Here is a 13,883-nt window from a genome sequence, read left to right as displayed (position 1 = left end):
CCGGCCACCGCGCCGTGTCAGCATGGATTGTGCTGACCGTCGGGATCCTCGTCGTCGCGGGCGTGGTGGCCGGGGTGATCGGCACCGCCGGCGGGATCACCTCCCTCGTGGCCTACCCGGCGCTGCTCGCCGTCGGGGTCCCACCGCTCGCCGCGAACGTCACGAACTCCGTCGCGCTCATCGGCAGCGGTGCGAGCTCCGCGTTCCGCGCGCGGCACGAGGTGCGCGCCGAACCAGCTGTCCTGCGTCGCTGGATGCCGACGACCGTCGCCGCCTCGCTCGCGGGCGCGGTGCTCCTGGTCGTCACACCGGCGCACCTCTTCGACCGCATCGTCCCGTTCCTCGTGCTCGCCGGGGGACTGCTCCTGCTGCTGCAGCCGTTCATCGACCGTCGTCGTGCACGGGCGCCCGGTGCCGCCGCGGGTGGGCACGGCGCCGCCGCTTCGGCCGGGATCGTCGGGGTCGGCGTCTACAACGGGTACTTCGGCGCAGGATCCGGTGTGCTCATGATCGCCGTGCTGCTGCTCACCGGGGAGCCGTCCCTGCACCGTGCGAACGCCGTGAAGAACGTGCTGCTCCTCGCCGCGGACCTGTTGCCGGCGGTCGTGTTCGCGGTGTCCGGGCACGTCGTGTGGTCCGCCGCCGTGGCCCTCGGCGCGGGGGCGGTGGTCGGCGGGCTCATCGGACCGACCGTCGCCCGGCGGGTGCCGCACGGGGTCCTCCGGATCGCGATCGCGTGCTGCTCGGTCGCGCTCGCCGTGTACCTGTTCGTCACGGTGGCCTCGTCCTGATCCGCGGGGACGGTGCTCCCTGACGCCCCGGGACGACCGTCCGGATCGGTACGGTGGTCGGCATGGCACGATTCACGCCCCCAGCCGCCGACGCCGTCCGCGCACGCCTCCTGCTCGCCGCGCGCGACGAGTTCGCCGCGGCGGGGCTCGTCGGCGGCAAGGTCGAGCGGATCGCCGCCGCCGCGTCGAGCAACAAGGCGCAGGTCTTCCACTACTTCGGCAGCAAGGAGGGGCTGTTCGACGCGCTCGTCGAGCAGACCGTCGCCGAGACCTTCGACCTCGTCCCGCTCGACACCGACGACCTGCCCGGGTTCGCCGGCCGGTTGCACGACTCGTGGACCGAGCGGCCCTGGGCCCAGCGGCTGGCGACCTGGCACCGGCTCGAGCGCGCGTCGGCCGCTCCGTTCGAGGCGATCGTCGAACGCCGGACCACGATGGTCGCCGAGGTCGAGCGGGCGCAGCGGGCCGGCGTCCTGCCGCGCAGCTACCGACCCGCCGTGCTGCTCGGCCTCGTGCTGCACCTCGCGGCGTTCTGGAGCGAGGCCTCCGCGGACTCCGAGGCCCTGACGCGCGCGGTGGTGCCGGCGCGGCGACGGCAGATCGTCGTCGACGCGGTCACGTCACTCGTCGGTCACTGACGGTCAGGAGCCCTCGCCGAACGGCAGGCCGAGGGCGAAGGGCACGCCCAACCCGAGGAAGCCGGACGCGGCGACGGCGGCCGGCAGCACGACCGTGACGAGCGTCAGGGTCGCGCCGATGAGCACCGCCGCGAAGGCGAGGCCGTCGCCGCGCTCGCCGGTGCGCCGGACCTCACGGCGGGCGATGAACCCGACGATGACCCCGCCGATCGGCGCGACGAAGGCGAGCGCGATGGCCACGACCGCGATGAGGCTCAGCGGAGCGACCGCGGTCGGAGCACCAGCGGTCGGCGCGGCGTCGGGTCGGGTGGCGGGCACGTGGGCTCCGGGAGCGATGTCGGTCACGGCGACCGAGCCTAGGAGCGCGACGACCGACGGGGGGAGTACCCAGTCCTGGTGGCGTGGAGGCATTCCGGTGTGCCACGCTCGGTCCGTGGACGACGGACTCCTCTACGACCTCTGCAGCCGAGCGCGGCGCGTGCACATGCGAGCCGGCGGGTCGGGGCCGGCGCTCCGCGGGCTGACGGACTTCATCTCCGCCGCAGCCGACCCCCGGGGGACCTACTCGGACGCGGCCCTCGTGGCGCTCGTCGAAGCGGCGCCGGACCCGGTCGGGTTCCGGTGGGGGCTGGAGCGGCTCGAAGCGGTGAGCGCCATCCGGACCGTCCCGCCGTCGGACTACTCCGCCGACGAGGTGGCCGAGTACGAGGACGCCCAGGCCGCCCTGCTGCGCCGGATCGGCCGCGACAGCGGGGAGCCCGCACCGGGCCCGGTCCAGGTCGTGAAGAACGTCCTGGAGCAGTTCGTCCGCCGCTGGTACTGACCGCTGCGATCGCGCCCGGCTCAGCCGCGTCGTCCGGCGCGTGCGGCGAACGCATCGAGCGCCCCGAGCACCTCGTCGTTCCGGAAGAGGATGCCCTGCTGGTACTCGTTCTTCTTCGTCAGGATGCCAGCGGCGACGAGTCGGTCGAGGTGGGGGTACACGTTCTTCGCCTCGACGCCCATCTCGGCTGCGAGGGTCGATGCGTTGAGGACGGGCTGCCGGGCGACCACATCGAGCGCCTGCCAGATGCCGGAGTCGCGACGGGCCGTGACGGCCGTTCGCCAGCGCGCTCGGATCGACGAGATCTCGTCCACGAGCTCGCGGGCGTTGCCGATCGCTTCGAAGGAGGCTTCGGCGACCAGACGGATGATCGGCTCGATGTCTCCCCGGCGGTAGTCGGTGAGCGCTCGGACGTACCCCGCGGTGTCGGTGAGGAGGCCGGCGGAGACCGGCACCGTCACGTTCTGGGTGAGTTCGTTCGACCGGAGCATCGCCTGGAGGAGCGCCCGGCCGGTGCGTCCGTTGCCGTCGGTGAACGGGTGGACCGTCTCGAACTGGGCATGCGTCACCGCGACCTGCGCGAGTCTGGGCAGGTCGAGTCGACGAGCGAACTCCATCACGTCGTCGACCAGCGACGGGACGCGTTCCCAGGCCGGCGCCACGTAGTCAGCGCCGACCGGCGTTCGCCCGCTGGTGCCGATCCACACGGCCTCTTCGCGGAACCGCCCGGCCTCATGCCGGCGGTCGCCGCGGAGCAGCACTTCGTGCATGGCCAGCACGGTCTCCGTCGTCAATCGGTCGGACAACTCGATCGCGGTGCGCATCGCGCGGGTGTTCGACACGATCTCGCCCGCGTTGCGCTTCCCGACGCCGCCGAGTTCCGCAGTGAAGATCTGCCGCGCGCTCGCCGTCAGGTGTTCGATCTGCGACGAGGCAGCCGCTTCCGAGCGGAGCAGCAGCGGGGCGAACGGCGCGACCTCGCTCCCGAGGGACTCATCGAAGCGTGTGAGTGCTGTCGACGCCTCGTCTGCGAGGACCGACACGGCGTCGGACAGCCGCATGGAACGGTGCGCGATGCGGGGCGGAACCGCTGCTCGGTACGGCTCGGTGATCGTTTCCCGGCGCGCGGCTCGTGGGCCGTGCTCCGCGTACCGGCTCTGCCACTGCAGATCCTCGAAATCGAGCGACGGCCATGCTTCGGGAAGCAACGTCATGAGTCGGACCTCGGATTTTCTGTGATGAGCCATTATCTCAGAAAATCTGCCGTCCGCACACTGCGATCGCGCCCGGCTCAGCCCCGCTCGCGCAGGAACGCCACCTGCCGCTCCCAGTGCGCGAACCCGCCGCTCTCGTGCCCGTTGTACGGGTACACCTCGATCGCCTTGTCCACCGAGCCGAGCGCGTTGTACGCCGCGAAGGTCGTCCGCGGCGGGACCACGTCGTCCATGAGCGCGACGGAGAACAGCGCCGGCGCGGTGATCCCCGCCGCGAAGTGCACCCCGTCGAAGTACGCGGCCGTGTCCCACACGGTGTCGATCGCGTCGCGGTGCACGGACAGGTACCGCGCGAGCTCGAGGTACGGACCACCCACGGCGACGGCGGTGCCGTTCTCCCAGTCGCTGAGGAACGCGACGTCCGGCAGGAGCGCCGTGATCGGTCCGACGTGCGCCTCGACCAGCGCGGCCGCGGCGATGGTGATCCCGCCGCCCTGGCTCCCGCCGGTCAGCGCGATGCGGTCCGGGTCGACGCCCGGCAGCGAGCGGACGGCGTCGACGAGTCGGACGGCGTCGGTGTACACGCGCCGGTAGTAGTGGTCGGCGGGGGACCCGATGCCGCTCGTCATCCAGCCGCCGATGTGCGGGCCGGAGCCGTGCGGGTCCGGGGTGTCGCCGCCGGATCCCCACCCGCTGCCCTGGCCGCGGGTGTCCATCACGACGTGCACGTACCCGGCGAGGGCCCACGAGATCCGCTCGCCCGGCAGCCCGCGACCGCCGTTGTAGCCGAGGAACTCGACGACGACCGGCAGCGGCCCGGCGGCGTCGACCGGTCGTGAGACCCAGGCCCGGACGGGGTCGCCGGCGAAGCCCGGGAAGGTGAGGTCCTCGATGACGAGTCCGGTCACCGGGGTGTCGGCGGACACCAGGACCGGCGCGGTCCCCTGGCCGGCTGCTCGTGCGTCGGCGACGGTGTCGGCCCAGAAGGCGTCGAAGTCGTCCGGCCGGCGGACGTCGGGTCGGTAGGCGCGCAGGGCGTCGAGGGGCAGGTCGGTGTACGGCATGTGGTCTCCTCCGGGCAGACCTTGGCGGATCGGGCGTACATGGTCGGAACGTCCGACCAGGTACGCCCGATCGTGCCAGGCGTTGCGATGTCGTGGCAGCCGCTCAGCGCGCGGCGGCCCGGTACTGCTCGAGCACCTCAGGGTGCGGGTCGCCGGCCACGACCGTGGTCGCCGTCTGCCACGCCGGCAGGCTCCCGGTGAGCACCCACGCCGCCTGCTTCGCCGCGCCTGCCGCCACGTACTCGCCCGGCTCCGGCACGAGGACGTCCCGGCCGAACACCTGCGCAGCGACGACCCGCACGGCCTCGTTGCGTGCGGCACCGCCGATGAGCAGCAGCCGCTCGACGGTGACACCGGTGCCCTCGACCGCAGCGAGGCCGTCCGCGAGCGCGCACAGCATCCCCTCGACCGCGGCCCGGGCGAGGTGCGCCCGGTCCGTCGTCCCCGGCGTCATGCCGAGCAGCGAGGCCGTCGCGTCCGGTCGGTTCGGCGTGCGCTCGCCGACGAAGTACGGCACGAGCACGAGCCCGTCGGCACCCGCCGGCGCCTGCAGCGCCAGCTCGCCGAGCGCGTCGTGGTCCACGCCGAGCAGGCCGCCGATCACCTCGAGCACGCGCGCCGCGTTGAGCGTCGTGACGATCGGGAGGCGCGACCCGCTCCCGTCGGCGAAGCCCGCCACGGTCCCGCTCGGGTCGCGCACCTCGGCGTCGGTGACCCCGAAGACCGTGCCGCTCGTGCCGAGGGACACCGCGACGTCACCCGGGCCGAGTCCGAGGCCGAGCGCGGCCCCGGCGTTGTCGCCGAGTCCGGCGCCGACGAGGAGCCCCGAGGGTGCCACGGCGTCGTCCGGCAACTGGACGTCCGCGGTGAGCGTGCCCATCGCTTCGTCGGGCAGGACGACCCGCGGCACGACGACGGCGTCCGGGGAGCCCGTGGCACCGGCGACGCGCATCGGTCGTCCGAGCGCCGACTCGAACAGCTCCGCGTCGTACTCGCGCCGCACCGGGTCCCAGTAGGCCGTGCCGCTGGCGTCGGAGCCGTCGGTGGCGAGGGCGTCGAGGTCGGGGCCGAGCGGACTCTCGTCGGCCGGACCGTACCCGCGCAGCCGCCACGACAACCAGTCGTGGGGGAGGGCGACGGCCGCGACCCGGCCGGCGTTCTCGGGCTCCGCATCGCGGAGCCACCGCAGCTTGGTACCGGTGAACGACGCCACCGGTACCAGACCCGTGCGGGCGACCCATGCCTCCTGGCCCAGCTCCGCGACCATCTGCGCGGCCGCGTCGGCACTGCGGACGTCGTTCCACAGCAGCGCGTCGCGGACCACGCGGCCGTCCGCGTCCACCGCCACCATGCCGTGCTGCTGCCCGGCGATCGCGACGGCACCGACGTCGGCGAGCCCGCCGGCGTCCGCGACGGCGGTGCCGAGCGCGTCCCACCAGTGGCGGGGGTCGACGGACGTGCCGTCCGGGTGGGACGCGCGTCCCTCCCGGACGACGGCGCCGGTCGCGGCGTCACGGATCGTGACCTTGCAGGACTGGGTCGACGAGTCGACCCCTGCGACCAGGTCAGCCACGAGCGCCCATGAGGTGCTCGATGGCGAGCTGCTGCAGCTTCACGAAGCCGAAGCCCTTGCCGCCGAAGTACGCGTCGGCGTCGAAGTCCTCGTACGCGGAGCGGTCCGCGAGGAACGCGTCGTACGACTCGCCGTCGTTGAGTGTCGGCGTCGACAGCTCGCCGACCTTCGAGGCCTCGAGCGCTGCCTGCACCTCGGGGTCGGCGCGGAACGCCTGCGCGCGCTCCTTGAGCAGGAGGTACATGCGCATGTTCGCGGCCGCGGAGTCCCAGACGCCCGTGATGTCCTCGGTGCGGCTCGGCTTGTAGTCGAAGTGGCGGGGGCCGTCGTACGCCGGGCCGCCCTGGGGTGCACCGTGCTCGAGCAGGTCGACGAGCGAGAACGCGTTCTGCAGGTCGCCGTGCCCGAAGACGAGGTCCTGGTCGTACTTGATGCCGCGCTGACCGTTGAGGTCGATGTGGAAGAGCTTGCCCTGGTAGAGCGCCTGGGCGATGCCGGCCGTGAAGTTCAGCCCGGCCATCTGCTCGTGGCCGACCTCGGGGTTGATGCCGAAGAGTTCCGGACGCTCGAGCGTCTCGGTGAACGCGATGGCGTGGCCGAGGGTCGGCAGCAGGATGTCGCCGCGGGGCTCGTTCGGCTTCGGCTCGATGGCGAACCGGATGCCGTAGCCCTTGTCGGTGACGTACTGGGCGAGGAGGTTCACGGCCTCGCGGTAGCGCTCGAGCGCGGCCTGCACGTCCTTCGCGCTGTCGTACTCGGCACCCTCGCGGCCGCCCCACATCACGAACGTCGATGCGCCGAGGTCGGCGGCGAGGTCGATGTTGCGCAGGACCTTGCGGAGCGCGAACCGGCGCACCTGGCGGTCGTTCGAGGTGAAGCCGCCGTCCTTGAACACCGGGGCGGAGAAGAGGTTCGTCGTGACCATCGGCACGACGATGCCGGTGGCGTCGAGGGCGCCCTTCAGGCGGTCGATCTGCGTCTGGCGCTCGGCGTCCGTCGAGCCGAACGCGAAGAGGTCGTCGTCGTGGAAGGTCAGCCCGTAGGCGCCGAGCTCGTCGAGCTTCTCGACGGCCTCGACCACGTCGAGGGCGGGGCGGGTCGGGCCGCCGAAGGGGTCGGATCCGTTGTAGCCGATGGTCCAGAGACCGAAGGAGAACTTGTCTGCACGGGTGGGCGTCGTTGCCATGGTGGTCACCGTTCGTCGTCGAAACAAAATGTTGCCGCGCCCAACATAAGCGGTAGTGTTGACTCTGGCAAGGACGTGATCGCAAGGGAGCGAGCGGATGGCACAGGACCGACTTCGAGTGGCCATGGTGGGCCACGGCTTCATGGGAGCCGCGCACTCACAGGGGTGGCGCACCGCACCGAGGTTCTTCGACCTCGGGGTCGAACCGGAGATGGCCGTCATCGTCGGCCGTGACCCGGAACGGACCGAGGCGGCGCGGCAGCAGTACGGCTGGCAGGCCGCGTCCACCGACTGGCGCGCCGTGGTCACCGACCCGGACATCGACGTCGTCGACATCTGCTCGCCCGGCTCGTCCCACGTCGAGGTCGCGATCGCGGCGCTCGAGGCCGGCAAGCACGTCCTGTGCGAGAAGCCCCTCGCCAACACCGTCGCCGAGGCCGAGGCGATGACCGCGGCGGCCGCCGCCGCACGGGCGGACGGCGTCCGCGCGATGGTCGGCTTCAGCTACCGTCGGGTGCCCGCCATCGCGTTCGCGAAGCGGCTGGTGGAGGACGGGAGGCTCGGCACCGTCCGACAGGTCCGCGCGCTCTACCTGCAGGACTGGCTCGCCGACGAGGACGGCCCGATGACCTGGCGCCTCGACAAGGCGCTCGCCGGCTCCGGCTCGCTCGGCGACATCGGCGCGCACGCGATCGACCTCGTCGAGCACGTCACGGGCGCACAGCTGTCGACCGTGTCCGGCACCCTCGAGACCTTCGTGACCGAACGTCCGTTGATGGCCGAGGGCGTCGGGCTGTCCGGCACCGCCTCGACCGAACGCGGGCAGGTCACCGTCGACGACGCCGCCTTCTTCCTCGGACGGCTCGCCGGTGGCGCTGCCGACAGGGCGATCGGCACGTTCGAGGCGACGCGCTACGCGACCGGCCGGAAGAACGGCCTCACGCTCGAGATCAGCGGGTCGGCGGGCGCGATCCAGTTCGACCTCGAGTCGATGAACGAGCTGCGCTTCTACGACGCCACCGCACCCGCGGGGGAGCAGGGCTTCCAGCGGATCCTCGTCACCGAGCCCGAGCACCCGTACATGGCCGCCTGGTGGCCGACCGGGCACCTCATCGGGTACGAGCACACCTTCAGCCACGAGGTGAAGGACTTCGTCGAGGCGATCGTCGCGGGCACCGACCCGTCGCCGTCGTTCGAGGACGGGCTGCACGTGCAGCGGGTCCTCGACGCGGTCGAGCGGAGCGCCGCCGACGGCAGCGCCTGGACGGTGATCTGAGTGGCTCCGACGAAGCACGCCCTCGTCGTCCGCGGCGGGTGGGACGGGCACATGCCGGTCGAGACCACCGACGCGTTCGTGCCGTTCCTGTGGGACAACGGGTTCGACGTGCAGGTGTCGGACTCGACCGCGGTGTACGCCGACGAGTCGGTCATGGCGGACGTCGACCTGATCGTGCAGGTCGTCACGATGTCCACCATCGCCGACGACGAGTTCGCCGGGCTGCAGCGGGCCGTCCTCGGCGGCGCCGGCCTCGCGGGCTGGCACGGCGGGATCGCGGACGCGTTCCGCAACACCGCCGACTACCTCCACATGATCGGCGGCCAGTTCGCGCACCACGCGGGCAAGCACCCGTCGGAGCGCACCGGCGAGCAGTCCGACAACTACATCCCGTACACGGTGCACATCACCGACCTCGGCCACGAGCACCCGATCACGCAGGGCATCGAGGACTTCGACCTCGTGACCGAGCAGTACTGGGTGCTCTCCGACGAGTACAACGACGTGCTGGCGACGACCACGCAGGAGGCGCGGGACTTCGACGCCTGGAACCGTCCGGTCACGGCGCCGGCGATCTGGACCCGGCAGTGGGGCGAGGGACGCGTGTTCGTCTCGGCACCCGGGCACCGGCTCGAGGTCGTCGAGTCGCAGCCGCTCCGCACGATCATCGAGAGGGGACTCCTGTGGGCAGCCCGGTGAACGGTCCGGCACTGCGGGTCGGTGTCGTCGGTGTCGGCAACATCAGCCAGCAGTACTTCGAGCACTTCCCGGCGCTGCCCGGCCTGGCGCTCACGGCCGTGGCGGACCTCGACGTCGACCGTGCCCGGTCGGTCGGCGACGCCCAGGGTGTCCGGGGCACGAGCGTCGACGAGCTCCTCGCCGCGGACGACGTCGACGTCGTGCTCAACCTGACGATCCCGGCCGCGCACGCCGAGGTGGCCACCCGGGCCCTCGACGCCGGCAAGCACGTCTACGGCGAGAAGCCGCTCGCACTCGCGACGGCCGAGGCCGCACCGGTGCTCGAGCTGGCCGCACGCTCGGGCCTGCGGGTCGGCAGCGCGCCGGACACCGTGCTCGGGACGGGGATCCAGACCGCGCGCGCAGCACTCGACGACGGGCTGATCGGCGACCCGGTCGGTGCCGCGGTGTCGTGGAGCGCCCCGGGACACGAACTCTGGCACCCGGCGCCGGCGTTCTACTACCAGCCCGGCGGCGGCCCGCTGCTCGACATGGGGCCGTACTACCTGACGAGCCTCGTGCAGTTCTTCGGCCCCGTCGCCCGGGTCAGCGGGAGCGCCACCCGGTCGACCCGTGAGCGGACCATCGCGACCGGCCCGTTCGCCGGCGCACCGATCCCCGTCGACGTCGACACCCACGTCGTCGCCGTGCTCGAACACGCCAGCGGAGTCGTCTCCACGGTCACCGTCTCGTTCGAGGTGTGGGCGACCCGGGCGCCGCTGTTCGAGGTGCACGGCACCGCGGGCAGTCTCGCCGTCCCGGACCCGAACCGCTTCTCGGACCCGGTGTCGATCGCGACGGCCGACGACCGCGAGTGGCGCGAGCTGCCCGTGTCGGCCGGGTACGCCGACGCCGGCCGCGGGTACGGACTCGCGGACATGGCGCACGCGATCGCGACCGACCGGCCGCACCGGGCGTCGGGGGACCTCGCGTTCCACGTGCTCGAGGTCATGGAGGCCGTCCAGACCGCCTCGCGGGAGCACACCGTCGTCACGGTGGCGTCCCGCGTCGACCGGCCGGAGACGGTCCCCGCCGGCGCGACCCCGGGATCATGGTGACCAGCACACGCAGCGAGGAAGGACGACGACGATGACGACGACGGACGGAACCGACGAGGCGGCAACGACCCGCGCCTCCAGGCCGGTCACCCTCTTCACCGGCCAGTGGGCCGACCTGCCCTTCGAGGAGGTCGCACGTCTCGCCGGCGAGTGGGGGTACGACGGCCTCGAGATCGCCTGCTGGGGCGACCACCTCGACGTCCGCCGCGCCGCGACGGACCCGGCGTACGTCGCGGACCGCACGGCGATCCTGGAGCGCAACGGGCTGCAGGTCTGGACGATCGCGAACCACCTCACCGGCCAGGCCGTGTGCGACGACCCGATCGACCAGCGGCACGAGGACATCCTCGCGCCGCACGTGTGGGGCGACGGCGACCCCGAGGGCGTCCGGCAGCGTGCCGCCGAGGAACTGCAGTGGACCGCGCGTGCCGCCGCGGCGCTCGGGGTCGACACCGTCACCGGGTTCTCCGGATCCTCGATCTGGAAGACCGTCGCGGGCTTCCCACCCGTGCCCGCGTCGATGATCGACGCCGGGTACCAGGACTTCCACGACCGGTGGTCGCCGATCCTCGACGTGTTCGAGGAGGTCGGCGTCCGCTTCGCGCTCGAGGTGCACCCCTCCGAGATCGCCTACGACTACTGGACGGCGAAGCGGACGCTCGAAGTGTTCGCCGACCGCCCCGCGTTCGGGTTCAACTTCGACCCGTCGCACTTCGTCTGGCAGGACCTCGACCCCGCCGCGTTCCTGCTCGACTTCGCCGACCGGGTGTACCACGTGCACTGCAAGGAGTCGGTGAAGCAGCTCGACGGGCGCAACGGACGACTGTCGTCGCACCTGCCGTGGGGCGACCCCCGGCGCGGGTGGGACTTCGTCACCGCCGGGCACGGGGACGTGCCGTGGGAGCGGGTGTTCCGCGTGCTGAACCACATCGGCTACACCGGACCGACGAGCGTCGAGTGGGAGGACGCCGGCATGGACCGGCTCGTCGGCGGGCCGGAGGCACTGGCGTTCGTCCGGAAGCTGGGCACGATCGCGCCGCCCGAGGCCGCGTTCGACGCGGCGTTCTCGCGGTCGCGGTAGCGCGCCGCCACCACCCGCCCACCGACCACGACGAGGGACCGATGACGAGCACGACCGCCGCGACGCCTGCGCCTGCGCCCGCGCCGGGCAACGCGGCGCGCGTCCTCCGGCTCGTCCACGAGGAGGGGCCGATCACCCGCGCCGAGATCACCCGGCGCACCGGCCTGAACCGCTCGACGACCCTCGCGCTCGTCGGCGAACTCGTCGACCGCGGCCTCCTCCACGAGGACCTCCCCGCAGCCGGTGCACCGGGGACCGGCGTCGGGCGGCCGAGTCCGGTCGTCCGGGCCGCGCCGGACGTCGTGGCCGCCGCGGTCACGGTCGAGGTCGACGCCGTCTCGGTCGCCCTCGTCGGGCTCGACGGCACGGTGCGGAGCCGCCTCGTCGAACCGCAGCACCGTCCGCCCACGCCCGGCGAAGCGGTCGAGACCGTCGCCGGGCTGCTCGACCGGATCCGTCCGGGGTCGGCCGGCACCGCGACGCTCCGGCTCGTCGGGATCGGGGTCGCCGTGCCCGGGACGGTCCGGGTGGAGGACGGGACCGTCCAGTACGCACCGCACCTCGGCTGGCACGACGCACCCTTCGCCGGGCCCCTCGCCGAACGGACCGGACTGCCGGTGCGGGCCGCGAACGACGCCAACGTCGGCGCCTGGGCGGAACGGCTCGCCGGCAGCGGCCGGGGCGTCGACGACCTCGTGTACCTCAACGGCGGCGCGAGCGGCATCGGCGGCGGGGTCATCACGGCCGGCCGACCGCTGAGCGGTGCCGACGGGTACGCGGGCGAGCTCGGACACACCTTCGTCGCGGCGAACGGCATCCGGTGTCACTGCGGTGCCGTCGGCTGCCTCGAGACCGAGGCCTCCCGTGACGCCCTGGCGACCGCGGCCGGGACCGCTCCGGACGACCTGGTCGCCCTCGCCGCGGCGCTCGCCGAGGGCCGACCCGAGGTCGAACGGGTCGTGGACCGCCAGGTGGCCGCCCTCGCCACGGCCCTCCGCAACGCGATCCACACCGTGAACCCGTCGGTCGTCGTGCTCGGCGGCTTCCTCGGCGTGCTGCTCGACCACGTCGGCGACCGGATCCTCGACGACGTCCGAGCGCAGTCGATGACCGGGACCGCCGACCGGCTCCGCATCGTGCCGGCCGCGCTCGGGTCCGACGTGCTCGTGCACGGGGCCGCTGAGATCGCGTTCGGCGCCCTGCTGCGCGACCCGGACCGGATCACCGACGCAGTGCCGGCCACAGCCACACCCACCCCCACGACCATCCATCCGTCCGGCCGCGACGACGCGGCCGAGGAAGCGAGAACCGCATGACCTCCACCCAGCGCGTCAGCGTGCTGCTCGGCACCCAGGACCTCACCGTCGAGGACCGTCCCGTCCCCGCCGTCGACCCCGGCGACGTCCTCGTCCGGGTCGCCGCGGTCGGCGTGTGCGGCTCCGACGTGCACTACTACCGGCACGGCCGGATCGGGGACTTCGTCGTCGAGGAGCCCCTCGTGCTCGGCCACGAGCTCTCCGGCACGATCACCGCGGTCGGCGAGGGCGTCGACCCGTCCCGCGTCGGGGAACGCGTGGCGATCGAGCCGCAGCGACCGTGCCACCGCTGCGCCCAGTGCCTCGCCGGGCGGTACAACCTCTGCCCGCACATGCGCTTCTACGCGACGCCGCCGGTGGACGGGGCGTTCGCCGAGTTCGTCACGATCGAGTCCGAGTTCGCGCACACGCTGCCCGACTCGGTGTCGTTCGAGGCCGGAGCCCTGCTCGAACCCCTCTCCGTCGGCATCGCCGCGGTCCGCAAGGCCGGGATCGTCCCCGGGTCGAGCGTGCTCATCGCCGGGGCCGGTCCGATCGGCATCATCTGCGCGCAGGCCGCGAGGGCGTTCGGCGCCTCGCGGATCGTCATCAGCGACCTCGTCCCGGAGCGCCGCGAGCGTGCGCTCTCCTTCGGCGCGACCGAGACCGTCGACCCCACCGTGGTCTCCGTGGCGTCCGACCTGCCGCCGTTCGACGCCTTCATCGACGCCAGTGGTGCACCGCGGGCCGTCTCCGACGGCATCAAGGCCGTGGGACCGGCCGGGGCCGCCGTCCTCGTCGGGCTCGGCAACTCCGAGATGACGCTGCCGGTCGAGCACATCCAGAACCTCGAGGTCACCATCACCGGGATCTTCCGGTACACCGGCACGTGGCCGGTCGCGATCGAGCTCGTCGCGTCGGGGCAGGTGGACCTGGACTCGCTGGTCACGGGTCGCTTCGGCCTCGACGACGTCCGCGAGGCCCTCGAGAGCGACACCGACCCCGAGTCGCTCAAGTCGGTCGTCTACCCGGGCGGCGTGCCGTCCGCGACGTGACCGGACGACGGACGGGAGGGACGGGGCGGGCCCGCACCGTCCCTCCCGTCCGTCCTGGAGTCGCCACCAGGGCACGCGACCCGCGTCGGCA

General features: G+C 72.8%; 14 protein-coding genes. 9 read left to right on the top strand and 5 right to left on the bottom strand.

Annotated elements, in window-relative coordinates; all coding sequences use genetic code 11:
* Positions 1-14: 14 nt before the first annotated feature.
* Positions 15-791 (top strand): sulfite exporter TauE/SafE family protein, encoded by a 777-nt coding sequence (locus ACIPEP_RS10210; protein WP_402717185.1) that lies wholly within the window; start codon positions 15-17, stop codon positions 789-791.
* A gap of 62 nt (positions 792-853) precedes the next feature.
* Positions 854-1,429, top strand: a complete 576-nt coding sequence (locus ACIPEP_RS10205; protein WP_402717184.1) for a TetR family transcriptional regulator — start codon at positions 854-856, stop codon at positions 1,427-1,429.
* A 3-nt stretch (positions 1,430-1,432) separates the two neighbouring features.
* Here ACIPEP_RS10205 and ACIPEP_RS10200 read toward each other — a convergent pair whose 3' ends face one another.
* Entirely contained in the window at positions 1,433-1,774 is a 342-nt protein-coding gene (locus tag ACIPEP_RS10200; RefSeq protein ID WP_309887837.1) for a DUF4190 domain-containing protein, read from the bottom strand.
* Positions 1,775-1,862: 88 nt separating this feature from the next.
* Here ACIPEP_RS10200 and ACIPEP_RS10195 point away from each other — a divergent pair, with 88 nt between their 5' ends.
* Positions 1,863-2,252 carry a hypothetical protein gene (locus ACIPEP_RS10195; protein WP_175495961.1) on the top strand — a complete coding sequence of 130 codons (390 nt, stop codon included), beginning with the start codon at positions 1,863-1,865 and terminating at the stop codon, positions 2,250-2,252.
* Positions 2,253-2,272: 20 nt separating this feature from the next.
* Here ACIPEP_RS10195 and ACIPEP_RS10190 read toward each other — a convergent pair whose 3' ends face one another.
* The 4 genes from ACIPEP_RS10190 to xylA form a co-directional block, all read right to left on the bottom strand.
* A complete protein-coding gene (locus ACIPEP_RS10190; RefSeq protein ID WP_402717183.1) occupies positions 2,273-3,313 on the bottom strand; it encodes a Fic family protein in 1,041 nt (346 codons plus the stop codon).
* Positions 3,314-3,543: 230 nt separating this feature from the next.
* Entirely contained in the window at positions 3,544-4,530 is a 987-nt protein-coding gene (locus ACIPEP_RS10185; protein WP_402717182.1) for an acetylxylan esterase, read from the bottom strand.
* Between the two features lie 103 nt (positions 4,531-4,633).
* A complete protein-coding gene (locus ACIPEP_RS10180) occupies positions 4,634-6,103 on the bottom strand; it encodes a xylulokinase (RefSeq protein ID WP_402717181.1) in 1,470 nt (489 codons plus the stop codon).
* The gene (gene xylA, locus ACIPEP_RS10175) at positions 6,096-7,289 is read right to left on the bottom strand and encodes a xylose isomerase (RefSeq protein ID WP_402717180.1); all 1,194 of its coding nucleotides are present in this window, start codon (positions 7,287-7,289) and stop codon (positions 6,096-6,098) included. Before xylA ends, ACIPEP_RS10180 begins: the two co-directional genes overlap by 8 nt.
* Before the next feature lie 97 nt (positions 7,290-7,386).
* Between xylA and ACIPEP_RS10170 the strand changes: the two genes are divergently transcribed.
* From ACIPEP_RS10170 to ACIPEP_RS10145, 6 genes are read left to right on the top strand one after another with little or no spacing between them, the layout of a single operon-like run.
* A complete protein-coding gene (locus ACIPEP_RS10170; RefSeq protein ID WP_402717179.1) occupies positions 7,387-8,565 on the top strand; it encodes a Gfo/Idh/MocA family protein in 1,179 nt (392 codons plus the stop codon).
* Between the two features lie 51 nt (positions 8,566-8,616).
* The gene (locus ACIPEP_RS10165) at positions 8,617-9,264 is read left to right on the top strand and encodes a ThuA domain-containing protein (protein ID WP_402717319.1); all 648 of its coding nucleotides are present in this window, start codon (positions 8,617-8,619) and stop codon (positions 9,262-9,264) included.
* Positions 9,249-10,361, top strand: a complete 1,113-nt coding sequence (locus ACIPEP_RS10160) for a Gfo/Idh/MocA family protein (RefSeq protein ID WP_071295274.1) — start codon at positions 9,249-9,251, stop codon at positions 10,359-10,361. Before ACIPEP_RS10165 ends, ACIPEP_RS10160 begins: the two co-directional genes overlap by 16 nt.
* 31 nt (positions 10,362-10,392) lie before the next feature.
* Positions 10,393-11,442, top strand: coding sequence for a sugar phosphate isomerase/epimerase family protein (locus ACIPEP_RS10155; RefSeq protein ID WP_402717178.1), 1,050 nt, complete (start codon positions 10,393-10,395; stop codon positions 11,440-11,442).
* Positions 11,443-11,483: 41 nt separating this feature from the next.
* Complete coding sequence (locus ACIPEP_RS10150; RefSeq protein WP_402717177.1) at positions 11,484-12,758, top strand: ROK family protein; 1,275 nt, start codon at positions 11,484-11,486, stop codon at positions 12,756-12,758.
* Positions 12,755-13,792: an NAD(P)-dependent alcohol dehydrogenase gene (locus ACIPEP_RS10145; protein ID WP_402717176.1), complete on the top strand. Its 1,038-nt coding sequence runs from the start codon at positions 12,755-12,757 to the stop codon at positions 13,790-13,792. The genes ACIPEP_RS10150 and ACIPEP_RS10145 overlap by 4 nt, the downstream gene beginning before the upstream one ends.
* Positions 13,793-13,883: the final 91 nt, after the last annotated feature.

It is taken from the genome of Curtobacterium sp. NPDC087082 (assembly GCF_044745045.1).
GTDB lineage: Bacteria > Actinomycetota > Actinomycetes > Actinomycetales > Microbacteriaceae > Curtobacterium.
Note: the sequence above shows the minus strand (reverse complement) of the source record. Positions and strands in the feature narration are given on the sequence as shown.